The sequence below is a fragment of the Amycolatopsis sp. DG1A-15b genome, assembly GCF_030285645.1.
GTDB lineage: Bacteria > Actinomycetota > Actinomycetes > Mycobacteriales > Pseudonocardiaceae > Amycolatopsis.
Genome location: NZ_CP127296.1, coordinates 9,641,887 through 9,665,892 on the forward strand (window position 1 = coordinate 9,641,887; position 24,006 = coordinate 9,665,892).

The 24,006-nt window shown below is 70.6% G+C and carries 20 protein-coding genes; 9 read left to right on the plus strand and 11 right to left on the minus strand.

The window, feature by feature from the left end; translation table 11 throughout:
- From QRY02_RS44855 to QRY02_RS44865, 3 genes are all read right to left on the minus strand, one after another.
- Positions 1-1,053, minus strand: coding sequence for a glucose 1-dehydrogenase (locus QRY02_RS44855; protein ID WP_285988752.1), 1,053 nt, complete (start codon positions 1,051-1,053; stop codon positions 1-3).
- A gap of 170 nt (positions 1,054-1,223) precedes the next feature.
- Positions 1,224-2,678: an RICIN domain-containing protein gene (locus QRY02_RS44860; RefSeq protein WP_285988753.1), complete on the minus strand. Its 1,455-nt coding sequence runs from the start codon at positions 2,676-2,678 to the stop codon at positions 1,224-1,226.
- Between the two features lie 176 nt (positions 2,679-2,854).
- On the minus strand, positions 2,855-3,517 hold the full coding sequence (locus tag QRY02_RS44865; RefSeq protein ID WP_285988754.1) for a lytic polysaccharide monooxygenase auxiliary activity family 9 protein: 663 nt from the start codon (positions 3,515-3,517) through the stop codon (positions 2,855-2,857).
- Positions 3,518-3,802: 285 nt separating this feature from the next.
- Between QRY02_RS44865 and QRY02_RS44870 the strand changes: the two genes are divergently transcribed.
- Positions 3,803-4,405 (plus strand): hypothetical protein, encoded by a 603-nt coding sequence (locus tag QRY02_RS44870; RefSeq protein WP_285988755.1) that lies wholly within the window; start codon positions 3,803-3,805, stop codon positions 4,403-4,405.
- Between the two features lie 48 nt (positions 4,406-4,453).
- Here QRY02_RS44870 and QRY02_RS44875 read toward each other — a convergent pair whose 3' ends face one another.
- From QRY02_RS44875 to QRY02_RS44885, 3 genes are all read right to left on the minus strand, one after another.
- Complete coding sequence (locus QRY02_RS44875) at positions 4,454-5,347, minus strand: TIGR03619 family F420-dependent LLM class oxidoreductase (protein WP_285988756.1); 894 nt, start codon at positions 5,345-5,347, stop codon at positions 4,454-4,456.
- Positions 5,348-5,534: 187 nt separating this feature from the next.
- On the minus strand, positions 5,535-6,782 hold the full coding sequence (locus QRY02_RS44880) for an HEXXH motif domain-containing protein (RefSeq protein WP_285988757.1): 1,248 nt from the start codon (positions 6,780-6,782) through the stop codon (positions 5,535-5,537).
- Positions 6,779-7,903, minus strand: a complete 1,125-nt coding sequence (locus tag QRY02_RS44885) for an FxsB family cyclophane-forming radical SAM/SPASM peptide maturase (protein ID WP_285988758.1) — start codon at positions 7,901-7,903, stop codon at positions 6,779-6,781. The genes QRY02_RS44880 and QRY02_RS44885 overlap by 4 nt, the downstream gene beginning before the upstream one ends.
- 179 nt (positions 7,904-8,082) lie before the next feature.
- Here QRY02_RS44885 and QRY02_RS44890 point away from each other — a divergent pair, with 179 nt between their 5' ends.
- From QRY02_RS44890 to QRY02_RS44905, 4 genes are all read left to right on the plus strand, one after another.
- Entirely contained in the window at positions 8,083-8,253 is a 171-nt protein-coding gene (locus QRY02_RS44890) for a hypothetical protein (RefSeq protein WP_285988759.1), read from the plus strand.
- Positions 8,254-8,347: 94 nt separating this feature from the next.
- Complete coding sequence (fxsT, locus tag QRY02_RS44895; protein WP_285988760.1) at positions 8,348-12,091, plus strand: FxSxx-COOH system tetratricopeptide repeat protein; 3,744 nt, start codon at positions 8,348-8,350, stop codon at positions 12,089-12,091.
- 20 nt (positions 12,092-12,111) lie between these two features.
- Positions 12,112-13,125: a hypothetical protein gene (locus QRY02_RS44900; RefSeq protein WP_285988761.1), complete on the plus strand. Its 1,014-nt coding sequence runs from the start codon at positions 12,112-12,114 to the stop codon at positions 13,123-13,125.
- 99 nt (positions 13,126-13,224) lie between these two features.
- Entirely contained in the window at positions 13,225-14,343 is a 1,119-nt protein-coding gene (locus QRY02_RS44905) for a hypothetical protein (protein ID WP_285988762.1), read from the plus strand.
- Here QRY02_RS44905 and QRY02_RS44910 read toward each other — a convergent pair.
- The 3 genes from QRY02_RS44910 to QRY02_RS44920 are packed head-to-tail and all read right to left on the minus strand — an operon-like array spanning position 14,291 to position 18,287.
- The gene (locus QRY02_RS44910) at positions 14,291-16,564 is read right to left on the minus strand and encodes a hypothetical protein (RefSeq protein ID WP_285988763.1); all 2,274 of its coding nucleotides are present in this window, start codon (positions 16,562-16,564) and stop codon (positions 14,291-14,293) included. The two genes, QRY02_RS44905 and QRY02_RS44910, sit on opposite strands and share 53 nt — an antisense overlap.
- A gap of 5 nt (positions 16,565-16,569) precedes the next feature.
- On the minus strand, positions 16,570-17,511 hold the full coding sequence (locus QRY02_RS44915; RefSeq protein ID WP_285988764.1) for a hypothetical protein: 942 nt from the start codon (positions 17,509-17,511) through the stop codon (positions 16,570-16,572).
- Entirely contained in the window at positions 17,508-18,287 is a 780-nt protein-coding gene (locus tag QRY02_RS44920) for a hypothetical protein (protein ID WP_285988765.1), read from the minus strand. Before QRY02_RS44920 ends, QRY02_RS44915 begins: the two co-directional genes overlap by 4 nt.
- 169 nt (positions 18,288-18,456) lie before the next feature.
- Here QRY02_RS44920 and QRY02_RS44925 point away from each other — a divergent pair, with 169 nt between their 5' ends.
- Entirely contained in the window at positions 18,457-19,308 is an 852-nt protein-coding gene (locus QRY02_RS44925) for a DUF72 domain-containing protein (RefSeq protein ID WP_502874171.1), read from the plus strand.
- Between the two features lie 13 nt (positions 19,309-19,321).
- On the opposite strand, the gene QRY02_RS44930 is transcribed toward QRY02_RS44925, so the two are convergent.
- Positions 19,322-20,461: an FkbM family methyltransferase gene (locus QRY02_RS44930; protein ID WP_285988766.1), complete on the minus strand. Its 1,140-nt coding sequence runs from the start codon at positions 20,459-20,461 to the stop codon at positions 19,322-19,324.
- 182 nt (positions 20,462-20,643) lie between these two features.
- On the opposite strand from QRY02_RS44930, the gene QRY02_RS44935 reads away from it, so the two are divergent.
- Both QRY02_RS44935 and QRY02_RS44940 read left to right on the plus strand, forming a co-directional pair.
- Entirely contained in the window at positions 20,644-21,861 is a 1,218-nt protein-coding gene (locus tag QRY02_RS44935) for a L,D-transpeptidase (RefSeq protein WP_285988767.1), read from the plus strand.
- Between the two features lie 299 nt (positions 21,862-22,160).
- A complete protein-coding gene (locus tag QRY02_RS44940; RefSeq protein ID WP_285988768.1) occupies positions 22,161-22,613 on the plus strand; it encodes an ATP-binding protein in 453 nt (150 codons plus the stop codon).
- Between the two features lie 63 nt (positions 22,614-22,676).
- On the opposite strand, the gene QRY02_RS44945 is transcribed toward QRY02_RS44940, so the two are convergent.
- Positions 22,677-22,937, minus strand: a complete 261-nt coding sequence (locus QRY02_RS44945; protein ID WP_285988769.1) for a hypothetical protein — start codon at positions 22,935-22,937, stop codon at positions 22,677-22,679.
- 683 nt (positions 22,938-23,620) lie between these two features.
- Here QRY02_RS44945 and QRY02_RS44950 point away from each other — a divergent pair.
- On the plus strand, positions 23,621-23,983 hold the full coding sequence (locus tag QRY02_RS44950) for a helix-turn-helix domain-containing protein (protein WP_285988770.1): 363 nt from the start codon (positions 23,621-23,623) through the stop codon (positions 23,981-23,983).
- The last annotated feature ends 23 nt before the right edge of the window (positions 23,984-24,006 follow it).

The window sequence follows — 24,006 nt, forward strand, 5'->3', positions numbered from 1 at the left end:
TCAGCGCTCGCCGTCGAGGTCGATGACGACCTTGACGTCGTCGTCGTGCGCTTCGAAGGCGTCGGCCGCCCGGTCCAGGGGCACCCGCCGGGTGATGAGCCCGCCGAGCCAGTCCAGGTCCGCGCGGCCGAGCGCGTCGGCGGCGGCCCGGTAGTGGCGCAGGTTGGCGTTGACCGACCCGATGACGACGTCGTTTTCGAGGACGAGCTCACGGTTGATGGTCCCCGCGTCCACGGTGAGGCTCCGGCCGGCCGGGGAGACGCCGGTGAGGCAGACGATGCCGTACGAGCCGGTGCCGGCCATCGCGTCGAACACCAGCGAACCGACGCCGGTGGCCTCGAGGACGACATCTGGCTCGAGCGACGGCAGCACCTTTTCGACCGGGTCGTGGTGGTAGGTCGCGCCCAGCGCCTCGGCGAGCCGGGGCTTGGGGCCGCCGGTGACGCGGTCGAGGACGTGGACGTCGAGGCCGCGCTGCACGCCCAGCAGCGCGCCGAGCAGCCCGATCGGGCCCGCGCCGGTGACCAGCACCCGCTGCGGCTCGAACCAGGCGCGTTCCCCGACGCGCTGGATCTGCTCCCACGCCTTAGCGACGACCGTCGTGGGTTCCAGCAGCATGCCGACGTCCCGCAGGCGGGGATCGAGGCGGACCGCGTAATCCGCCTCGACGGTCCACCGTTCGCTGCCGTAGCCGTCGATCTCCTTGATACCGCGCTCGGTGTAGCGGCCGTTGCGGCACATGTCGAACTCCCCGGCCGCGCACGCGCCGCACGGCACCGGGTCGGGGCGCCGGACGACCCCGACGACGAGGTCGCCCTCGGCGAAGCCGGCGGCCGGGGTGATCACCTGGCCGAGTGACTCGTGTCCCAGCACCAAGCGGTCCCGGCCGGGTGGCGCCCAGCCGTACTCGCCGCGGGCGATCTCCTTGTCCGTGCCGCACACGCCGAGGGCGAGCCCCCGCACGAGCAGCTCGCCCGGCCCCGGTTGCGGCTCGGGTACCGTGCCGGTCCGCAGGGACCCCCGCTGTTCCGGCACCACGGTCAGTGCTCGCATCGCTCCGCTCCCTTCCGCGACGGCGGTGTCCGCCGGACGGCTCGGTCACGGTTTGACGCCCTTGCGCTCCGCAAAACATGCGGATGCGAAGCGATGAGCGGGCAAATGCGACGTTGTGGTGCAGAAAGGCCGGACGGGACCGGAACACCGGCCCCGTCCGGGTGACGGGCTCAGCCGGCGGCGACGATGCGCCACCGCTGGTTGGTGCTGCTGCTGTCACCGTATTGACCGAGGTCGGTGCCGCTGGCGGTGCGGCCCATGCCGTCGAGGTACTCGCCGGTGCTGCTGTTCCGGATGCGCACGTTGTTCGCGTCGGTCACCACCGACCACAGCTGGTTGGCGCTGCCGCTCGCGGCGTACTGGCTCACGACGGCGCCGTTGGTGGTGCGGCCCGCGCCGTCCAGGTAGAGGCCGGTGGCGCGGTTCTTGATGCGCACGCGGTTGCCGGCGTTCTCGATGACCCACTGCTGGTCGTAGCGGGCGGGGTCGCCGCTCGCCTGGCCGGTGCCGGAGCCGCTGGAGGAGCGCCCCAGCCCGTCGACGTACAGCCCGGTGGCGGCGTTGACGATCCGGACGTACGTGCCGCCTCCGTCGCCGATGCCCCACGCGTACCGCAGCCGGGTCAGCCCGCTGGCGTTCGACAGCGACAGCTTGATGCCCGGGCCGGTTCCCGCCTTGGTCGTCATGCTGTACCAGTCGCCGTCGCGCAGGCCCGGCCAGTACACGCTGCCCACGCCCAGGCTCCGCAGTTTCCCGCTGACGCCCCGGATGTAGTCGGCGAAGAACGATCCGCTCGGGATGCTGTAGTCGAGGGAGTCGTAGTGCACGCCGTTCTTGCTGCCGGGCGACATCGGGCCGCCCCACTCGGTGACGACGGTCCGGTCCGCGTACGCGCCGATGTAGCCGCCGATGTGGTCGGCCCACTCGGTTTCGCTTTCGTAGCCGGCGAAGAACGAGTAGTCGTGGGCCGCCAGCAGCGTCCCGTCGAGCCGCCGGTCGCCGCCGACCGCGGGCACGTTCTGGGCCAGGCCGGCGCCGTCGAGGATCACCCGGTCGCGGGGCACGCCGGGGTACCGGTTCAGCCAGGCGGTGTAGAAGTTGTTCAGGTCGCCCGCGCTGTAGGCGTACGGCTCGTTGATGACCTCGAAGTAGGCGTTCGGGTTGCTGCCGTACTTGGCGACGACCGTGTCCCACATCTGCTGGAACCGGCCCGTGTCCGTCGGCCTGCCCCCGGTGTAGGCCCAGTACGCCAGGATCACCTTGCCCTTGGTGAGCGCGGTGTCGATCGCCCCGGTGTAGGTGCCCCAGTAGCCGGAGACCGTCGGTTCGTTGATCGGCATCCGGACCGTGCTCGCCCCGGTGATCGAATACAGCTGGCCGACGACCTGGTTCGCCGTGGCGGCGGCCGAGGAGTACGTGTCCGAGGCACCGAGCCCGGAGACGTACAGCACGCCGTTGACGAAGTTGTCCCGCGTGTCGGCCCAGTTGACGCCCTTGAGCCCGGCAGTGGACGCCTGGGCCTGCGCCGGGACGGCGGTCAGCAGCCCGCCGGCGAGCGCGGACAGCGCCAAGAACCGCAACGCCGTGGACAGCGTCCTGCGGAGCGCGGAGTGGGTCGGTCTCATCGGCTCGTTCCTCCCGGATCCTGCGCAGCCGGAAAATGTTCGAGACACTGGTTAACACCCGGCCCCGGCGAGCGGCCAGGCTTTCGAAGCGAAACGCTCAGGATCGGTCAGAAAAGAACACGCCGTGCCGCATTGAACAGAGCGAGCCCTGTTCGATGCGGCACGGCGCACTGTGGTCAGCCGAAGTCCACGTCACTGCACCACATGTACGTCTGGTCCTGGTGCGAAGCCTGCCAGATCGTGAAGACGACGTGGTGTCCGCGGTAACCGCCGGAGGTCTGGACGGTGAAGGTGATGTCCTTCGCCGGGGCGTAGCGGCCGGTCTGCGTGACCTGGTCGAGGTTGCCCCAGCCGAGGCGCTGGGTGGTGGGGTCGTAGCCGTTCTTGCTGACGTAGACCCGGATGAAGTCGGCGCCGTGGCTGGCCTGGTCGTACAGGTGCATCGAGAAGGTGCTGCCGAGGCTGGTGGTGCGCCACTGGCCGGGGGTGTTCAGGGAGTTGTTGCGCGCCAGGCCGTTGCTGCACAGCTGCCCGTCGGGCGTCGCCCCCTGGAAGTTGCCGTGCAGCCCGTCCCGCAGGGCGCTCATCCAGTTCCACATGGTGTCGGCGTTGGCCTGGAAAGCCGCCCAGCACATGGGATCCTGCTGCTGCATGGCGGGGTTCGTGTGCTGGCTGCCCCAGTCCTTCCAGCACTGGTAGGCCCGGGTGGGGGGACTGACGATGGTCCCGTGCGCCGAGGCGGCGGGCACCCCGACGAACAGGCCGGCCAGCCCGGCGATGACCAGGGCGATCAGGCCCCGTCGTCCGGTACCGGACCCGGAGAAGTTGCGCCTACGCATGGATGAGCCTCCATTCTCGGATGATCGAGCGGTGGTGGTTCATGTGGGAGCGCTCCCAGGGTGGCAGCAGCTTATCCCCGATCCGGACAAACTTCAACCAAACGCCGAGCCGGAATCGTGATTATTCCCCGCCGGAGTTCCGTTTTCGAAAAGAACGTATTTCTCGCCGAAACTTTCGGGTCGGTCGCTGAATCGTTTCCGGTGGCGACCCTGAGCCGGAGTCCGGGGCACTTCGGGGAGTTCCCCGATTGTCCGTGTGCGGCAGGCGCGAAGAGACTCTGCTGCATGCGTTCTCCAGCTCTCCCGTTCCTCCTCGCCCCGCTTTGCTTGGGCCTCTACGGCGTCATCAGGATCCTGGACGGCCTGGACGGCAGCCGCGGCCCGGGGCTCGCGTGGACCGCCGGTCACCTGGTTTTCCTCGTGGGTTTGGGATTCTTCGCCCTGGCCTTCCGGACGATGTGGACGATGGCGGGCCGCACCGGCCTCGCCACCGCCGGGTTCGTCGCCGGGATCGCCGGCGAGCTGGCCGTCGGCGTCCAGTTCGGCATCGACCTCGTGGCCGGGTTCCGGTCCGCCGATCGCGGCGGGATGGACGCGTTCTTCGCCCGGATCCAGGACGTGCCGGGCGTCGACGCGGCGTTCTACAGCTACGGGCCGCTGCTGTTCTTCGCCGGCCAGCTCGCCTTGGTCACCCTGCTCGCCGTCGGGCGGCGGGTGAAGCCGTGGGCGCCGGTACTGGTCCTCGCCGAGGTCGTCCTGCCCCTGCTCGACAAGAACTTCATCCCGCTGGGCGCCGCACTCCTGCTCGTCGCCTTCGCCCCGCTCCTCCGGCGCGGCGCCGTACCGCGGTCCACTTCGGACCCGGTCGCCCCGCTCATCGGAGGGTGAACACCACGGCGCGGGAGCCCGCCGGGCCGAGGGCTCCCGCGCCGGCGGTCAGCCCTTGGCGGTCAGCTCGAGCAGCCGGCCGGTGAGGTCGAGGTGCTCCTCGATGCTGCCGGTCAGGTAGGTGAGGTCCACGAAGGTGTGGTCCGGGGCCACCAGCTCGACGATCTTGGTGACCGACTCGGCGATGACCTCCGCGTCCGTGCCGGGGTCGGGGTTCACCCGCAGCGCCACCCCCAGCGCCTGCGGGTCGCGGCCGGCCCGCTCGGCGTCGGCGCGGAGCTTGGCCAGGGTCGAGGTGATCACGTCGGCGGGGAACTGCTCGGGCACCGACCAGACCGGGAGCCAGCCGTCGGCCCGCTCGGCGACCCGGCGCAGTGACTTCTCGCCGAAGCCGGCCAGGTGGACCGGCGGCTTGCGCACCGGCTTCAGGGCGACGTCGGACTCCGCGATCCGGTAGCCGACGCCCTCGTGCGTCACGGTGTCCTTCGTCCACCACGTCTCGAGCAGGTCGAGCAGGTCGTCGAGCCGCTTGCCGCGCTCGGACATCGGCACGCCGACGGCCGCGTACTCGTCGGGGGACCAGCCGATGCCCAGCCCCGGGAGGAGCCGGCCGTTGCTCGCGACGTCGATGCTGGTCAGCATCCGGGCGAAGTTGGCCGGCTGGTACTGCGTCGCGTTGATGGTGCTGGAACCGAGGACCGCGGTTTCGGTCACGGCCGCGGCGACGGCCAGCGCGGTGAACGGGTCCTGCGCGGTGTGGAACTCCTCGGGCATGGTGTCGTAGCCCGGGTACGGCACGACCGGGGCGACCGGCGACAGCAGCCGGTCGCCGACCCAGAGACTGGCCGCCCCGGCCCGTTCCGCCTCGCGCGCGTACCGCGCGATCCCGCCCGGCGTGGCCGCCGCCTTGCCGAACACCGGAAGGCTGAAACCAAGTGGCATTGCTTCTCCCCTGAAGAGTGAACGGACTCGTTCGGTCCTCGTACCACTACTACTCGCATCTAGTTGCGCCTTCAAGCACTTCCCGGTACCCGGTCGCCGTGGCGCCGGATGCTCTGGGCCGCGAGGTCGACGGCCGGCACGCCACCCACCTCGTGGAATCGGCCGGGCGGATACACCTCGCGGAGTTTCAAGCGGTCCGGTGCACCGCGAGCCAGGCGGCGCGGTGGTCCGAATCGAGCCGGCCCGCGGCGGCCGCGGCGGTGCGGCCGACCGGTTCGGCGAGCCAGCCGGTGACGGTCTCCGCCAGCAAATCGGTGAATTCGCGGCCCAGGTCGGTCAGCTCGTCTCCGGCCCGGAGCTCGGCCAGTGCCTCGGCCACCGCTTTCCGCCACCGCGCGAACTCCGTTTCGGCGAACAGCCGGTCGGCCGGCGGTGCCGGGACTCGCCGCTGTTTCCGCCAGAAAGCCGCCACCCCAGCGAACGCGTAGCTGCCGTGCAGCAGGCCGCTCGCCGGCCTCGGATCGGTTCGCCACGGCGCGTAGTACCGGCGATCCGCGCCGGGCGAAATCAGCGGGAACAAATCGGTCAGCCCGATGAGCTTGGTGTGCTGGAGCTCGTGGGTCAGGCTCGCGGCCGCGGTCACCGGATCGGCGGGCGGGGAAAGGAAGACGCACCCGAACGCCGCGTCGGCGGTGCCGCTCACCGGACTGGACTTCCCTCCGCGCAGGGGCGTGACCACCTTGATCGCCCACGGCAGCTCGTCCGCGGTGCCGGGGTGGTGGCGGCTGAGCACCTGCCAGGCCGCGCCGAGCGCCTTCTCCCACACGTCCGGGACCGCGGCGGTGTCCGGGACCATCGCGGGCGGCTCGTCCGCACCGGACCAGTCGTCCAGGAGGAATGTGACGGGCCGGTCCCGGGCGCCGACCGTGACGCGGGGGAGCGGGTACCAGTGGTCGGCCGGCAGGCGCCAGTCGAGGGGAATCGTGACCGGCCCGATTCGCGTGCCGCCCGGAATCGGTGTCACCGTGATTCTGCCCGGCTCGGCGAGCAGGACCGTGCCCATTCCCGGAATCGCGACGTCGCGGCCCGGCACGTCGGCCGTCACCGGAACGCGGGCGTGGACGGCCGCGGCCAGGATGATCCGCTGGAGGCCCGGTACCGCGGTTTCTCCCCGGGTGGCCACCCGCAACGCCCAAGCGCCCACCGACGGGTGACGGAGCACTCGGACGACGGACCCGGGCCGCGCTTTTTCCAAGCGAGCCAGGACGGCGAGGGCGGACGCCGCGGAATTCTGCGTGCCGGCCAGGTGCCTGATCAGGTGGAGGGTGCGGCTGAGCCGGGCGTCGGCGAGCAGGCGCACCACGGACGGGCCCCCGCCGCCCCGGGCGAGCGCGGCGAACTGAGCCCGCCGCAGGGTGAACGGGACCGCTCTCATCGGGTACCGCGCAACGCGCCGAGGTCGGCGGTGAGCCGGGCCCGGATGTGCGCGATCAATCGGTAGAGGTCCGCGCAGTAGACCGAGGGATTGTCGAAACCGCTGCCCGAGCGGTACCGGTGCGTCGGGAGCCCGCCGCCGCACACCCGCACCAGGTCGCACGCCCGACAGCTCGCGCTCAGTGGTGGCGGTGCCGCACCGGGGAGTGCGGCGTCGAACGGATCCCGGTCCACGTGCAGACCGGTTTTCGCCACGTTTTCGGCGGCGGAGGCAAGAATGTCCGAGCGGCTGATCGAACCGTCGGTTTCCACCACCAGGAACGGGGCCGACGGCGGGCCGCCCACGCTTTCGACGGCGGACCGGCCGCCGAACAGCACGTGGATGATCTCCTCGAACAACCGCACCCCCGTTTCGCGCCGGTCCGCGCCGTACCAGCGGTCGAAGATGCGGATCAGCCAATCCGCGTACCGGCCCGCGCCCGGCGGTGGCGCGTCCCAGGTGTGGTGCGGGAGCAGGAAATCGACCCGGGGCGGAGAGAACTCCAGCAGGGCTTCGTAGCAGGCGACGGGATCGTTGCGCAGATCGATGGTGCACAGCACCCCGCGGTATATCTCGCGGAAAGCGGGGGAATTCAGCCGCCGCAGCGCGGCCGCCGTGTCCGCGTGGCTCCCTTGCCCACCGGGCCCGCGGCGGTGCCGGTCGTGGGCGATCCGGTCTCCGTCGAGGCTCACGCCGACGCCGACGTCCAGCTCGCTCAGCACCTCCAGAGTGGCCTCGGTGAGCAGGGTTCCGTTGGTCTGCATCGAGAGCCGGACTCGGGCGGCCACCTTGTCCCGCAAGGCGTCCGCGATCCGCCGGACGAGCGGAAGACCGCCGAGCAGCGGCTCGCCGCCGTGCAGCAGGACAGCCAGGGTCGGCACGCGGTGCGCGGCGACGTGTTCGGCGATCCTGGCGACGGTCCGGTCGGCCAGCTCCGGCGACAAGGCCCGCGGGCGAAGCTGCCAGCCGTGGTCGGCTTTGGTGTAGAGGTAGCAGTAGTCGCAGGCCAGGTTGCACCGGCCGTGCAGCTTGAGGATGAATTGACGAAATGCCAACGGGGCCGCTCGGACGATCTCCTCCATAGCGCCTCTTTTCCTCCTGATCAATGAAACACGCTCGTCCGGGTGATCGCGAGACCGCCGACGCCGATTGATCTTTCTGGCGGCAGCTCGATCCACCGAACGGTTCATCCTTCTCTGGAGTGACGGACGCCCGGTTATGATGGAAACCATCAGCGGCAGCACGAGGGGCGGCAGCGTCGATGGCCGACGAGAACCTGCTCGAATCCGATCTTCTCGACGTCACGGATCTCGACCTGGAGGCACTGCAAGCTCTGCCCGATTGTGTGTTGCGTTGTTCTCTGGAACGTGCGCTCGGTGCCGGGGAAGATTCTCCGGGCCGATACGATGCGCCGTACAAAGCAGGTCTGTGAGGCGCCGTGTAATACCCGGTCCTCTTTTCGCGACTGGAGTGTGATGAGCAGCCCATCGAGTACGGGGACCCCGGGAGCGGGAAGGCAGCCGAATGTGGCGGCCTTCCTCTCCGCGAAAGAGGGCTCGGGCTGCACCAGTACCGTGGCGAACCTGGCGTGGATCCTGTCCGCCGCCGGCCGGCGCGTATTGGTCCTCGATTGGAGCCCGGCAGGCACCGGGCAGCGCGAATTCCTGGGGCCGTTCGCCTCCGAGCAGGTCGAGCTCCCGCAGCCGCTGGCGAGGCAGCTGTGGCTCGCCGCTTCCCAGCCGTCGAACCCACGCGAAGCCGGACCGTTGACCGCCGTGCGCTGCACCCACCTCGATCAGCCAGGGTACGTCGACGTGGTGACGATGACCGCGGCCGGCCCGGCCGTGGCCGCCGCGGCCGGCCTGCGGGAGCAGCTGCTCGCCGCCGGGTACGACGACGTCCTCGTGGACTGCCCGGTGGGGGCGGACGACCTGATGCTCGGCTTCGTCGGCGTCCTGTGCCGGTGCGTCGTCGTGTGTTTCGTGACGCGTGCCAAGGAAGTCGCCGAAGCCCGGGCACTGGTGGACCGGGTGCGGCAGGCCGGGCGGCCGGGACCGGCCGTGCTGCCGCTGGCGACCCGGTTCGGCGACCGGTTCCCCGAACGGGCCAAGCAGGCACGCGGTCTCATCGCCGCGGAGTTCGGTTCCGTGGTCGAGGAGCAGTCGGCCGTTCTCCACCTCGCCGAGGTGCCGGAGATCCCCGATCGCACCCACGACACGGTGGACCCGGTGCTCAACTTCGTCGTCGAAGAGCCCGGGGCGGGCGGGCGGCTGGAAGCGGGGTACGGGAGTCTCGCCACCGCGCTGACCGACGGGGCGCTCACGTCGGTGCCCGAGGTGCCCGACCTCGTGCGACGGCGCTACCGCAAGGCGTTCGGGCTGGCCGTGCCGGACGACGGCGCGGAGGACCGCGTGGTCGTCTCCTACGCCACCCCCGACCGGGCCTGGGCCGACTGGGTGAACGTGCACCTCCAGCGGGCCGGCGCGAGCACGCGGTTCTTCCGGGACGCGGAGCCGTGGCTGGCCGGAAGCGGCCGGCTCGGCCTGGTGCTGGTCGGCACCCCGGCGTTCGACGAGGCCGGGCTGGCCCCGGAGGTGGTCGCGCAGGTCGCGCGGGCGCGGCGGGCCGGGCTGCAGGTCGACGTGGTGATCCTCGCGCCCGGCGGGAGCGGGCGGACCAGCGACATGTTTCCCGAGGCGGCGACGATCGCGGGCGACTTCGCGCGGGACGGGCAGTGGCTCGTCACGCGCATGCTGCGGCATTTCGGCTTCGTCGAGCGCCCGGGGAGCAGGCCGGCCGAGGGTGACCGCATTCCGGGACGGGCGCGGAAGCTGCAGTCCCTGCCGCCGCGCCGCCGGGTGTTCGTCGGGCGCGATGCCGAGGTGGAGGGGTTGCGGGACCGGCTGCCGGTGGCGCGGGCGGGCCGGGAGGAGCTGAGCGGGCCGCCCGGGATCGGCAAGACGGAACTCGCGCTCGAATTCGCCCACCGGTTCGCCGGCGACTACGACGTCGTGTGGTGGATCCCCGCCGCCGACCGGCAATCGGTCCTGCTCGCGCTGGCGAACCTGGCGGAACACCTGGAAGGGCCCGCCTCGGGGACCTACGGCAACACCGTGGCCCTCGATCGGCTGCTCGATCCGGAGTTCCAGCGGTTCCTCCTGATCTACGACAACGTCGAGGACCGGGCGGTGCTCGAGGGCACCGTGCCGGAAAGCGCGCACGGGCACGTCATCGTGACCGGGTCGGCGGCACCGCCGTCGGCGATCGAGCTCGCGGAACTTTCCAGCCGCGACAGCGTCCGGCTGCTGAATTCCCGCGTCAACGGCCTCACGTTCGCCGATGCCCAGGAAGTCGCCGAAGCGGTGCGCCACCTGCCCCTCGCGCTCGAGCTCGCCGGGGCGTGGCTCAACGAGATGAGCGGCGCCGACCGCGGGGCGGGCTCGAGCGTCCTGTCCGCCGCGGCCTGGGCGGCCAGCCGGTTCCGCGCCCGGCTGGGCACTTCCGCCGACCGGGACGAGGATGCGGACACGACGGTCGCCCGGGTCGTCGACCTCCTCGTCGCCACCCTGGACGAATCGTCGCTCGGCCGGTGCACCGCCCTGCTCGCCCGGCTCTGCTCCTGCTACTCCCCGCACGGCATCGGGCTGGGCCTGGTCCGGTCGACCGCGATGATCGACCGGCTGACCGAGCTCGCCGCCGGCTCCGACGCGGATCTCCTCCGGCAGGACGCCGCGGAAATCGACCGGATGCTTTCCCTGGGCGCACGGCTGGGACTGTTCCGGGTCAGCTGGGCGCGGCCCGGTTCCCTGCAGATCCACCGGGTGGTGCAGGGGGGTATCCGCCGCTCACTGGGGACGGAAGCCGAAGCCCGGTACCGGGCGGAAGCGTTGCGGGTGCTGGCGCGCTACGCGCCGACCGAGGTGGAGGCCGAGGAGAGCTACTACACCGAGCGCTTCCTCGAGCTGCACAAGCACGTTTTCTCCTCGCAGGCGGTGCGGAGCGAGGACGACGGGGTCCGGCGCTGGCTGGTCGCCCAGGTCCGGTTCTACTACCGCAGCGGCGGTACCCAGGTCCAGCGGGAGGCGCTGCCGTACGCGGAACAGGTGCTCCGCGACTGGACCGGGCGATTCGGCCAGAGCGACCTCCTGCGGATGCGGCTGGCGCTCCAGGTGGCCAACCTCCACCGCGCGGTCGGCAACACGGCCGAGGCGCTCCGCCTGGACGACGCGGTGCTCGGCAGGCTGCGCCGGCAACGCGGGCTCACGCACCCGCAGACCCTCTTCGCTGCCCGCGCGCGTGGTGGCGACCTGCGCAGCCTCGGCAAGTTCGCGGAAGGCCTCGTCGAAGACCTCAGCACCTGGGACGGCTTGCGGGAGGCACTCGGCGACGACCACCCCGAGACGCAGATGGCGGCGAGCAACGCGGCCGGATCGCTCTTCCTCAACGGAGACCTGAAGCGCGCCCACACCGTCGCCACCGAGCAGTACGAACGGCGGAAGCGCCTGTACGGGAACGATTCCAGCGTGTGGTCCGCGCTCGTGACGGTCGGTGCTTACCGGCGGGAACTGGGCTACCGCCGGGACGCCGTCCACGTCCTGCGTGAAGCCATCGGGCGGTTGGCGGACCTCGAACCGAGGCTGAACCTGTACGAGCTCATCGCCCTGCGGCAGCTCGCCATCGCGGAGCGGACCGGCCCGGGCGCCGGCACTTCCGCGCACGCCGAAGGCGCCTGCAGCCAGATGGAGAAGGCGTACGCGGGGTACCGGACGCTGCTGGGGGACGACCACCCCGCCACGATGGGCTGTGCGCTGAGCAACGCGGCCACGCTGCGGGCGACGGGGACCGATCTCGCCGGCGCCGTGAACCTCGCCGAAATCGCGTTGGACGGCCTGCGGACCAAGGCCGGTTACACGCAGGACCACCCGTTCACCGGACTCGCCCGGCTGACCTTCGGCCTGGCGCTGGTCGCCGCGGGCGAGCACGACCGAGGAAGCGGCGAGGTGAGCGGGGCGCTCGACGTCCTGGTGTCCCGGCTCGGGGCGGCGCACCCGTGGTCGCTGGCCGCCGCCGTCGACCGGGCGTGGGCCCTCGCCGCGCGCGGGGATGGCGAAGCGGCCGCGCGGCGCATCACCGAGGCCGGGCTCGCTTGCCGTGAGCACCTGGGAGACGAACATCCGCTCACCGCGGTCGCCACCCACGACGAGGAGCTGGCCAAGGCCGGGCAGAACCGCGGCTGGCGAGCGCACGACGTAGACATCCCGCACATCTGAACCCGGCCGGAGGAAAATCGGTGGCTGTCCACGAGAACCACGCCGATCACGTCGGCGCCGAGTTCGATCGTGAACGAGCGGAGGTGACGGCGGCCGCGGAGGCGGAACCGGCGTTGAGCTTCCTCGCCCACTACCGGCGGGGGGTGTACGACTTCGGCGTCGACCGCCTCGCGGAGCCGGAGGCGAGTGCCCTACGGGACCGGCTCCGGTTGCTGGGCAGGCAGTTCTGCCACCTCACGATGCGCCTCGACCGCATCCTCGCGGAGGCGCGCACGGGCGGGCTGATCCGGGTGGTCCTGCACGGAGGGAACGCCGCCGCGTTCTGCGACGCGGTGGTTCCCGACGCCCACTTGTTCGGGCTCGCGCTGACCCTCGGTGCGGACGAGGCGGACGAGCTGCAGCCGATCCTCACCGAGCAGCACGCGGTGCGTTCGGCGGACCAGGCGGTGGCGATGCTGGCCACCCGGCTGCGCGCCCTGGCCCAGCTGCCCACGGCGAACCCGGGCGGCTGGGAGACGACCGGGCGCGCCGGCCGGCAGGCGGCCGCCGAGGACTCGGGGGAGACGGTGACCGAGATCCGGCACCGCACCGCGGACAAGCTGCCGGACGGAGAACTCGCCTTCGCCCGTGACTCGTTGCGCGAGTACATCCGGGCGCCGGATCTGCACTTCGTCGCGTTCTGCGCGAACTGCGAACCGGTGCTCACCTTCGACCGGCTGGCCGATCCGGTGCTGGGACCGTACTTCCAGCAGATCACCATCCCCGCGCGCCGCGCCTTCTACCACCGGCTCAGCCGGGAGGTCGGTGATGTGGCGGCGCGGTTCAACCGGACGGCCGCGGACGTCGTCGGCGGCCTCTTGGACCGGCTCGTGCTCGACGTCGAGCAGGGCGCCGTCTACTACTACCGGCTCGGGGCGGGCCGGTTCCTGATGGGGGTCACGCTGAACCAGGACGAAGTCAGCACCGTCGACGACCGGATGGCCGAACTGGCCCGCCGGTTTCGCCCGGTCGGAGTGGGATCGCGTGAAAAATGAGCCGGATCGGATAGTTCGGCTGGTCACCGCGGGTGAGAAGTCGCCATTGCCGCGGCCCGCGCAGTACGCTGGACGTTCCTCCCCGGCCCGGAGGTACCGATGATCGGAACACGACGCGCGCTCGCTCTGATTCCGGCGTTGGTGCTGGGCATCCTGCTGGCCGCCGGTACCGGGCTCGATGTGGCCCACTCACGGGCTTATCCCGTTGCGGTCACGATTCTGCTGGCCATCGGGCTGTACGCGAGCACGCACGGAATCGACGTGGCGGAATTCCGGACCCGGTGGAAAACGGTGGTCACCGCCGTCACGTTCGGGGTGATCCTCAAAGCGGCGTTGATCTCCGCCGTGATGTTCGCGTTCTACCGCGAACCGTACGTTTTCCTGCTTTCGATCGCCGTGGCGCAGATCGACCCGCTTTCCGTTGCCGCGGTCCGGGCGAAATCACGCATGTCGGAGCAGGGCAAGGCGTTGCTGGCGGCGTGGGCGGCGTTCGACGATCCGATCACAGTGCTGCTCACCGCTTACCTCACGGGCGTGCTCGTGCCGGGCTCGGGCGCGAGCCCGGCCGTCTTGCCCACCGGGCTCGCCGCGGCCGGGGTGAACTTCGCGGCGAACGCCGCCCTCGTCGTCGCGGTGTGGCTCGTCCGGCGGCTCGTTCTCGGCTGGAAGGCGTCTTCGCCGGCCGCCGTCCGGGTCCGCGCGGGCCTGGAAGTCGTGCTGCTCCTGGCGTGCGGGGCGGCCGCGGTCCAGTGGTCCCTGCTGCTGGGGCTGGCCGTCACCGGGCTTTTCCTGCGGCCCCGGTTCGGCGTGGCGCTCGACAGAGCGGTCACGGGGTGCCTGGTGCTGGCGGCGTTCGCGGTCGGGCTCGTCCTGGCCGACGGAGTCCGCATCGTCCCGGGGATCGTCCTCGGCACCGCCGCGTACGGGGCGCAGATCGTCGTCGCGCTGGCGCTGACCGCACCCCGGGTCTGGCGCGCGGATCGCATGCGGCTGGCGCTGGGCCAGCAGAACGGGCTGACGGCGCTGGTGCTCGCCCTCGTCCTGGAGCCCGTGGTGCCGGCCGCGGTCGCGACCGTGGGCCCGGCGATCCTGGTCGTGAACCTGTGGCACGCGGCCGCGAACGGGCTGTGGGACCGGCGGCACCGGTTGGCGCGGCCGAAGCCGGCTACGGCTGCGGAGCGGCCGAACGAAAGACCGCACGCAGAACACGCGGGCTGAGGTTCTCGACGACGTCCTGCACGTAGGTCAGCGAGGTCTCGCGGGCCCCGGCCGTCCGGCTGCGCGCGGCCACGCTCGTCAGCGGGCCGAGCCGGAACGCGGGCACCTGGCTGCAGATTTCGTCGTAGGCGCGGCACAACCGGTCCAGCTGGGCGCGTGATTCCGCCGAAGCCTGCGCCGGGGACTGGGGCGAATCAGCCGCCATCCGGCCGTACCACGTTTCGACCGCCGCGCGGAAGCCGTCCATGATCCGGCGCAGGACGAGAGCCGTGCCCGCCGCGGGGAAGAACTCGGTGCCGCGGGCCAAGGTCCGGAATTCGTCGATCGACTGCCGTTCGGTGGGCCCGAAGGCCCCGGTCAGGATGGGACCGAGCTGCACCAGGTCCTCGAGCGTGCCGGTGGCGTCGGTGAAGATCTCGCCGACGTGGTCGGGCAGCCGGTGCGGCGAGTCCGTGCTTCCCCGGCCCAGCGCGGCGAGGTCCTGCAGCACCGTGGCGAACCCGCGGGTGGAGGCCGCGGCGGCGTCGTCCAGCTGCTCGCTCAGCTGCTCGAGGAAACCGTGCAGACTGGCTTGCTGCCGGCTCAGCTGGGTGAACCGGAGCTCCAGGGCCGACGAAGAGTCCCCGGTGAGCGCTTCGAGCCGGTCGTTGGCGATACCGAGGAGCGTCGCCAGCTGGTGGGGGAAGGCCGGATCGACGGAGCGCAGCAGTTCACCGGTCAGCGGCGTCCGCACCTGCTCCGCGACGGCGTCGTTCAGCACCCCGTTGATCACGATCAGGGCTTCCACCGGATCGTCGAGGTTGGCGAGGTCGTCGAGCCTGCGGTTCAGCACCTGCACGTCGCGCTCGTCGAGCACCGAGCGCGTCAGCAGGATCGCGCACCCGCCCGCCCGGCCGGGGAAGGTGACCCAGAAGTCGACCGGCTCGCTCCCCGGCGGGCCGAGCCGGTGCCGGCGGCGGAACGGCCACCCGTGGGCCGTGAGCACCCCGGTCACCGCCGCTTCGACGTCATCCCCCGGCCGGGACCCGAACTGGCGGTGCGCGGCGCCGCGGATCATCGTCTCGGTGACCGGCGATCTCCGGTCCCCGCTCACCCGCGCGGCGTCGGCCCACGTGGCGTAGGTGGCCCGCAGCAGCCGGATCACGTCACGGGCCTTGCCGCCGGACAGGTCGCGCACGTACCGCGGCGACTGTTCGGTGAACGGAGCGAGCCTGCTGTCCTGCGCCAGCTCGATGAACTGCCGGACCTCGTCCGCTTCCAGCGGATCGAGTTCGACGGTGTGGGCGACCCGTTCGAGCACGCTCGCCTGGAGAACGCGGAGGAAGTCGGGCAGGCCCACGAGCACGAGGCAGGCACCGGCTTTGGAGAAGACCCGCATCAGCTCCTGGAACGCCGCTTGGACGTCCTCGTCCTCCCGGCGCTGCGCGGAGAAGACCTTGTCCATCTCGTCGAGCACCAGCACGAACCGGCCTTGGTGACTGCCGAACAGGAGCGCGAACACCCCCAGGGCCGCCAGTGCCGCGGTTTCGGTGTCGATCGCGGTGGTGATCCCGCGCTCCCGCAGGACCTCCGCCGGAGCGGCGCCGCTGAACCAGTCCCACACCGCGTCCTCGAACCCGCTGCGCAGCAGCAGGGTCAGCGCGGTGCCGAAGGTTTCGTCGTCGGTGACCTGGGCCAGGTTCTCGTGCACCCGGCGAAGCAGGGAACTTTCCATCAGTCCCAGCCGCTCCACCACCTGCTGGGGATTGAGCTCACGGTTTTCCAGCCACTCCAGGATGGTGCCGCTGAGCCCGGTGTCCTGCAGCGACGACGTGACGACGTCGATGTAGAAGTCGCTCACGCTGGTCCGGACGAAGTCCCGGTCGAGCCGCCGGACGAACCTGCGGTACAGGTCGACGAAGGTACTGGCGGTGGCCTCGAGGTACATCGCCCGGTGGGGATCGCCGAGCAGGATCCCGGCTTCCTGCACCAGCCGCAGCGCGAGGTGCGATTTGCCGGTGCCGTAGTCACCCACGACGGCGAGGACCGTGCCTTGGCCGGTCCGGGTGCGCTTCGAGTCGGGGGCCAGGCATTCGGACAGGTAGGCGAGGGCGCGGCGGACGGCGTCGGTCTGGATCGTGGGGTAGTCGTTGTCCGAGGAGTAGAACTCCGTCACCAGGGCGACGGCCATCGGCGAGTAGGGGTTCTCGAGTGGAGGCAGTTCTTCCACGCCTTCGCTCACCGCGCTCACTCCCGGCCGTCCGGCGGCTCTCGCCGGGCTTCTCTTTGCTGGAATTCGCTGATGTGCTGCTCGGTCACCAGCGTCGTGGGGCCGTACTCTAGTGGTTTTGTTTTCAGCAGTTCGTAGGTTCCGTGAAGCACGATCTGGAGTTGTGACACGGAGAGTAACCGGCCCTCCAGCGAGTGCAAGGTCTCTTCGCTCATTAGAGGGTACTCTCCGGCCTGTGCGTGACGTGTAAGCCGATCGTTGGCAAAGCGGGCGAAATCGCCCTCCTTCAGCTTGCCGACGTGAATGCGGACCAAGCGACCGTAGTCTTTCAGCTCATTGTCGATCACTTTCAGGTGTTTGTCTTCGAAGTGGGCCGACTCGACCACGAACAGTGTCCGCTTGGACACCCACCCGCCGTAGCGGATCACTTCCTGGGCCAGTTCCGTCGACGGCAGCAGGATGACCAGGACGATTCCCCGGACCAGGGAGCGACCGAGGTGGGGGTACACCCGGGCCGGGAAGGCGCGGTTCTCGACGAACCGGTTCAGGTCGGCGGGAACGAGGAAGTCCTCCCCCTCCAGTTGACCGACCACGTAATCGCAGACGGTGGTCAAGCGTTCGGTCATCGACAACGTCTGGCCGAGCAGGGCCGGTCGCGCGTCCACGATTTCGACTTTGAGTTCGCGATCGGCCAAAGTTTTCTCCAACCAGCCCAGGCACCGGTTCGCGACCGCGGTCTTGCCGCAACCGGTGTCGCCGGTCACGAGCAGGAGTTTGCCGTCTTCGCCGGGGGAGCCGAGCGTCGCCGCCTGCTGCGTGAATTCCTCATACGCTTCTTGCGTGTGATCGAGGTCGACGTACAAGTCCCGGTGCTCGGGGTGCCGCCAGGGGCAGAGCGGCTGTTTCGGGTCGGTGAGCTTGGGCACGGCGAACGGGTTGTCCACGGTCCGGCCGGTCATCGCGCACCCCGGAGGATCCAGCGGGCCCGCAGCGGTCGTTCCAGCGCGATGGCCACGTCGAGCACCGCGTCCCGCTGGGAATCGAGCGCCGCCAGGAGGGCACGCCGCCGGGCCCGGGTGGCCTCGGACTGTTCGTACCAGTCCTCGGTCAGCGAACCACCGAACTCGCCGGTCGTGAGCCGGTCCCGCACGTGCCGGACGACCGTCCAGCGACGGTGTGCGGCCGCCGTTTCGGCGAGCCGGGCGACGAATTTCCGCCTCGATTCGCCGAGGGCGGTGTCCGGGTGCTCGGACGAGGTGTCACGCAGGTACTGGCCCGCGGCGTCGTGGAACTCGGCGTGTGCCGAACGCAGGGCTTCGGCCTGGACACGTCCCCGGGCGACGCGGTCACGCCACGACGCCGCGAAGAAAGCGAGCACGGCACCCAGGACCGCGGTGAGGACGGGGAGCAGCGTGGCGAACTGGCTCGCCGCCGCCTGGTGGGTGGAGGCGTAGAGAGCCTCGCACGAAGCCGCGAAATCCGCCGGTCGCGAGGCACGCCACTCGCGCGGGGTGAGCGTGCGCGTGCCGTCGAGGACGGCCGTTCCGCTCGGGTCGGGCCGGGCGCGCCCGAGTGACACGCCGGCGTCGACCACCGCGCTGCGTTGCGCCGGGGAAAGGCAATAAACGATCGCCGCGTCGTCCTCGGCGTGGACGAGTTCGGGCCGGCCGGTCGCCAGGAGGACGATGAACAGGCAGAGCACCCCGGCTCGTCTTCCGGTGCCCGAAAGATCCACCTGCACCCCCGTGGGAACGACCGCCGACCACTTTACCGGCGGAGAGTCGTCGAACGGCCGCATCGCGTTACGTCCACCGGAGCGGAGTAGCGGGAGCAAGATCGCGGATTCCGGTGGCGCCGGTGAACCTGGCAAACTGTTCACCCACGATCGAGGGGAGCTGACGCCGGTGGCACGCCTTCACGTCGGCTGCGCGATGTGGACCCACAAGGCGTGGCCCGGGCGGTTCCTGCCGCCGTCGCTGCCGGCCAAGGAACGGCTGCGGGCCTACGCCGGCTGGTGCACCGCGGTCGAAGGCAACACCACCTTCTACGCGACTCCCGCCCGGGCCACCGTCGAAACCTGGGCGCGGCAAACCGATCCCGGTTTCCGGTTCGTGGTCAAGCTGCCCAAGGTCGTCACGCACGAGCGCCGGTTCGCCGGGGTCGAAGCCGAGATGCGGGCGTTCCTGGACGCGATCGAACCCCTCGGCGAACGGGCGGTCCTGTGGACCCAGCTGCCCGGTTCGTTCGGCCCCGCGGACGTCGACGCCCTCGGCCGCTTCCTGCGCCGGCTCCCCGCCGGCCGCCGGCGCGCCGTGGAGGTGCGCCACCCCGGGTTCTTCACCGACGACGGCTCGACGGCGCTGCTGGAGGGGACGCTCGCCGGCGCGCACGCCGAGTGGGTGCCGTTCGACACCACGGTCTTCTTCCAGCGCCCGCCGGCGAGCGAGGCCGAGCAGGATGCCTGGGCCAAGAAACCGCGGCTGCCACGGCGGACGCGGGCGCTGACCGACCGGCCGATCGTCCGTTACCTGGGCCGGGACTCGGCCGAGGAGACGATCGCGGGGTGGCGGCCGTGGACGGCGGTGGTCGCGGGCTGGCTGCGTGAGGGCCGGTCGCCGACGGTGTTCGTGCACACCCCCGACAACGACGACGCCCCGGCGCTCGCCCGCCGGTTCCACGACGACGTGCGCGCGCTGGTGCCGGATCTCGACCCCCTGCCGGAGCCGGCGCCGGTGGAACCCGCGACCCTGTTCTGAGGCCTCGATCCGGTCAGTGCCGGTGGGTCAGGCGCCCGTAGATCTCCCGGGGCTTCCTGGCCCAGCGCCAGAGCTTGGTGGCGAAGACGGCCTCGAGTTCCGCCTGGTACTGGTCGCGCTCCGCTGCCGTGCGGGCCAGCTCGGCTCGGAGGTGCCCGATCTCATCGCCGAGACGGCCGGCGTGGCGGGTGGCCGTCCCGGCGGACTCCTCCGCTTCGGCGCGCGCTGCCATCGCGGCCGCGAGGTCGTACTCGAGTTCGCCGCCCAGGGAGTCGCGGTAGCGGGCGTGGGTGACCGGGACGGTGAAGTCCTTGTCACGCGGGTCGAAGGACACCGCGATGAGGCCGTCGCCGCTGACGGATTCGCCGACGGTGTGCTCGGCGATGACGTGCGCGCCGGCGTCGAGCAGCAGCCGGAGGGCGTTCTGGTGGGTGAGCGGGTCGCCGGAGATGGTGTGGTGGTGGGTGGAGACGACCAGGAACCGCACGCGCCCGGCTTCGAGGTCGCCGCGGGCGCGGGCGAGCAGGACCGTCTCGGCCCCCTGGACGTCGGCCAGGACGAGGTCGACCCGGTCCAGGCCGGTTTCGGCCAGCAGGGAGGCCAGGTCGTGCTGGGGGACGTCGCGGACCCGCTGGTCGCTCTCGGCCTCGAAGGCCACTGGCTCGCCGGGGTCGGCACCGAGCGCCCCCTGGACGAACCGGACACGGTCGTCGTAGCCGTTGAGCGCGGCGTTGCGGCGGCCGACGTCGATCCAGGCGGGGTCCGGCTCGAGGCCGACGACCCGGCCGGCGGGGATGGCGTGGCAGAACCAGAGGCCGTAGTACATCCAGAAGCTGCCGAACTCGATCATGGCGGGTGTCCCGCCGTCGGCGGCGAGGCGTTCGAGTATCCGGTGGAAGACGATCTCTTCCTGCGGTTCGTGGTGGCCGCGCAGGGCCCGGATGATCTCGGACATCCAGGCGCCGTAGTAGCCGCCCTCCTCGACGAGCAGCCCGTTGTGCATGACCTGCACGCGGGTGCCTTCGTGGTCGCGGCACGTCCCGGCGTCGGCGACCTTCGGGATGACGTCGGCGTCGGTGCAGGCGACGGTGGCCAGCATCCGGCCGGCCAGGGCCGGATCGAACCCCGTGACGTCGGGAACCAGCCGCTCCACAGCACCTCCAAGACGGGAATTTCGCCGGTTCGAGCGTAGGACCTCCGGCCGGCCGCGAGCTGCGCGGCCCGGAACCGGCGGTCGGCACCCCGTAACCGCGTGCGCACCATCCGCTGCCTGCCTCGAGAGATCGGATCGTTACGCAACTTCGGGTGGCCCGGCACGTCTTGGGGTTCGTGAGAATGATCCGCATCGCCGGACTCGGCCTGGGGGCCCTGCTGCTGGCGGCATGTAGTGGACAGACCGGCACCGTGGGGGCTGCGCAACCGGCCGGGGCGATCGGTGCGGCCGGAGCGACCGGGACGGCGACCGTACCCGGGGTACCGGCCGCGACCGTGGCGTTCGAGGGTGGGGACCAGCTGAGCCCGAAGGACCCGATCGTCGTCAAGGCGTCGGGTGGCACGTTGCAGGCGGTCGTGGTGACGAACCCGCAGACCGGCAACGGCGTCAAGGGCGAGCTCTCGGCGGACAAGACGTCGTGGACCAGCACGGACCGCCTCCGGTACGGGTCCACCTACCAGGTGGTCGCGACCGCGGTGAACCAGGCGGGCGCGGCGACCGAGCAGCGCGGGGAAGTGCGCACGGTCAAGCCGTCCGGGGTCGCGACTCCGGCGCTCTTCCAGTCAGCCTCGGGCGATTTCGGCGTCGGCCTGATCATCGGCCTGAAGTTCGACCACGACATCACCGACAAGGCCACGGTGGAGAAGTCCTTCAAGGTGACGTCCTCGCCCGCCCAGGACGGCGGCTGGTACTGGGTCGGCAAGCGCGAGGTGCACTTCCGGCCCAAGGACTACTGGAAGCCCGGCTCGACGGTGAAACTCGAGACCACGACTTTCGGCATGCCGATCGGGGGTGGCCTGTACGGCGGCCAGGACGTCTCGGCCACCTACAAGGTGCACGACTCCTGGATCGCCAAGGCGGACGGCAAGACCCACCAGATCAAGGCGTACCACAACGGGCAGCTGGTGAAGACCGCGCCGACCAGCATGGGCAAGACCGCCGACACCCCGCCGCGGGGCGCGACGCCGACCTTCAACGGCACGCACACCGTGCTGGGCAAGGAGGCCAGCAAGATCATGGACTCCTGCAGCTACGGCGTGTGCGAGGGCGACCCCGGCTACTACAAGGCACCGGAGAACTGGAACGTCCGGATCTCCAGCGACGGCGAATACCTGCACGAGAACCTGAAGACGGTCGCTGTGCAGGGCAGCGACAACGTCTCCAACGGCTGCCTCAACATGAACACCGAGAACGCCAAGTGGTTCTTCGACAACTTCAACGTCGGCGACATCGTCGAGGTCACCAACTCCGGCGGCCCGCAGCTGACCATCAACAACGGCCACGGCGACTGGGCCATCAGCTGGACGGCGTGGCAGGCCGGCAGCGCCTTGCGCGGCTGAGTCCCGACCGCGGTCACCGGCACGGACGGTGCCGTGAAAACCAGTTCTGAACCTGGGGTTCTTCCCCGTACGGGTGGGCGAAGCTCGCAATGAGCCTCGCCCACCCGTACGAGTATCAGCCGTTCTTGCTCCCGTTGCCGTCCTTGGCGGTGTTCCCGACGGCCCTCGTCAGGCCCTGGCCGGGTGCCCTCGGCAGCGGGTGCGGCAGAGCGAGGGTTGACCCCGCCGCAGCCGGGGTATCGCCGGAACGCGGACGTCTTCAGCAGCGAGGACGGAGAGCCTGGAAGGGTGGGTTTCTCATGCCCGAGCCGAGCGACGACCCCGCCTCGCCGCCGCCCTTCTGGTCGATGGATCTGCGCGGTACCACCGCGCCGGCGCTGGTGGAGATCCGTCGCTGGGCGTCACGGATCCTGACCCAGGTGGATGACACCCATCTGGGTGATGTGTTGCTGGTGGCCACGGAACTGGTCACCAACGCCTACGACCACGGCCACGGCCCGCTGCAGGTCCGGATGAGCCACACCCCGGTGCCGTGCCGGATCCGGATCGAAGTCGACGACGAGTGCCCGGACCACCCGGTGCTCACCACGCCGTCACTCGAGCGCCTCGGCGGCCGCGGCATGCACATCGTGGACAAGCTCGCCCACGCCTGGGGCGTGCTCGAGCACCCGGCCGGCCGCAAGACGGTGTGGGCGGAAGTGTCCTGCGACGGGATCGACGCAGTTCCGTGCGCGACGGTGACCCGTTCCTGAGGTGGCGCTCCACCGCGACCACCGTCACCGCGGGGCACCGGCCGGCCGCCCGAGGTTCAGGGGTCAGGCGCCGAGGCGGCTGTAGAGCCGGCTGGCCAGGGTGCCGGCCAGCTGGTTCAACGCGGCGTGCGGATCGAGTTGCGCGAACTGCCCGAGCAGCTCCGCCGCGGCGTAGGCCTCGGCCTCCGACAGCACCGCCACGCACCGCTCCCGCCGTCCCCGCTCCAGGAGCCGCGTCAGCGCCTCGGCGTACTGCCCGAGGTCGGCGACCTCGGTCAAGCCGTACCGCTCCTCGAGCGGATCCCGGACGGCCTCGTCACTCACGGTCGTACCCCTCTTCCTCACCGTCAGTCCACCACGCCGTCAGAAAATCTATGCCGGCTGGAGTAGACATTAGACTACGGGTGTGTGTAGTGTTCTTCTCGTAGCGAGAGAGACAACGTCAAGCAGGCGCGGGAGAGGACGTAACTACCCGCGAGGTGAGACAAGACGGTCAGGCAGTGCGGAGCCGATCACGGAACAAGGTTTCGGCTGGTGACCGGGAGCAGTAACAGCAGTATTCGTAGTTGTTCGTGCAAGTTTGTTCAGGCAAGTGCAGTGGCAGGACCGGTCAGGTGACCGGAGCCGATCAGTGAACGGGGCTCCGGGCAGTGACCAGCGGCGTCAGCGTGCTGGGACCGATCAGTGGAAGGGTTCCGGCAGTGACGTCCGCGGCAGCAAGTGCAGTGGCAGTACCCAGTAAGTGGAAAACACAGGAGAGAAGGGATCGGGAGCATCATTGGATCGCCCGCAGCGGCTGGGCAGTAAGGCCGCGCGGGTGCCGCAGTCCCATCGAGTTCGGAGGTGGTGCTCGGTCACGAATGAGCGATCCCCGCGAGTTCCGGTTTTCGACCGGTCGCGGGTGCAGGAAGCCGGCGGTCGCGCCGGTTGACAATGGTGAAACCCAACCCTTGAGGACCCCGGGTGCCGTGCGCGGCACCCGGGGTCCTTTGTGATGTGGAGGTGGAATGATTCCTGACCAAGCAGGACCGGCCGCGCCGGATGCGGCCGACAAGTTCGAAGACGAGCACTACCCGGCGTACACCATGGGGCGAGCCGCGGACATGCTCGGCACAACGCAAGGCTTTCTGCGCAGCCTCGACGAAGCCGGGCTGATCACGCCACAGCGCTCCGCCGGCGGGCACCGCCGCTACTCACGCCACCAGCTGCGTCTGGCCGCTCGTGTGAGGGAACTGGTCGACCAGGGCACCGCGATCGACGCCGCGTGCCGCATCGTCACCCTCGAAGACCAGCTCCACGAAGCCCAGCGCCTCAACACCGAGCTCCGCGCCCCGACTGATCTCTCCAGTCCGGCCACGAAGCAGGAGTGACGTTCGTCCCCGACCACGTCCCG

What these genes read in the sequence shown, in the direction of transcription:
- QRY02_RS44885 (WP_285988758.1), bottom strand. Translation starts at nt 7,903, where the DNA reads ATGGAGGAGATCGTCCGAGCGGCCCCGTTGGCATTTCGTCAATTCATC.
- QRY02_RS44935 (WP_285988767.1), top strand. Translation starts at nt 20,644, where the DNA reads ATGATCCGCATCGCCGGACTCGGCCTGGGGGCCCTGCTGCTGGCGGCA.
- QRY02_RS44950 (WP_285988770.1), top strand. Translation starts at nt 23,621, where the DNA reads ATGATTCCTGACCAAGCAGGACCGGCCGCGCCGGATGCGGCCGACAAG.
- QRY02_RS44860 (WP_285988753.1), bottom strand. Translation starts at nt 2,678, where the DNA reads ATGAGACCGACCCACTCCGCGCTCCGCAGGACGCTGTCCACGGCGTTG.
- QRY02_RS44865 (WP_285988754.1), bottom strand. Translation starts at nt 3,517, where the DNA reads ATGCGTAGGCGCAACTTCTCCGGGTCCGGTACCGGACGACGGGGCCTG.
- QRY02_RS44905 (WP_285988762.1), top strand. Translation starts at nt 13,225, where the DNA reads ATGATCGGAACACGACGCGCGCTCGCTCTGATTCCGGCGTTGGTGCTG.
- QRY02_RS44940 (WP_285988768.1), top strand. Translation starts at nt 22,161, where the DNA reads ATGCCCGAGCCGAGCGACGACCCCGCCTCGCCGCCGCCCTTCTGGTCG.
- QRY02_RS44855 (WP_285988752.1), bottom strand. Translation starts at nt 1,053, where the DNA reads ATGCGAGCACTGACCGTGGTGCCGGAACAGCGGGGGTCCCTGCGGACC.
- QRY02_RS44880 (WP_285988757.1), bottom strand. Translation starts at nt 6,782, where the DNA reads ATGAGAGCGGTCCCGTTCACCCTGCGGCGGGCTCAGTTCGCCGCGCTC.
- QRY02_RS44890 (WP_285988759.1), top strand. Translation starts at nt 8,083, where the DNA reads ATGGCCGACGAGAACCTGCTCGAATCCGATCTTCTCGACGTCACGGAT.
- QRY02_RS44915 (WP_285988764.1), bottom strand. Translation starts at nt 17,511, where the DNA reads ATGACCGGCCGGACCGTGGACAACCCGTTCGCCGTGCCCAAGCTCACC.
- QRY02_RS44875 (WP_285988756.1), bottom strand. Translation starts at nt 5,347, where the DNA reads ATGCCACTTGGTTTCAGCCTTCCGGTGTTCGGCAAGGCGGCGGCCACG.
- QRY02_RS44870 (WP_285988755.1), top strand. Translation starts at nt 3,803, where the DNA reads ATGCGTTCTCCAGCTCTCCCGTTCCTCCTCGCCCCGCTTTGCTTGGGC.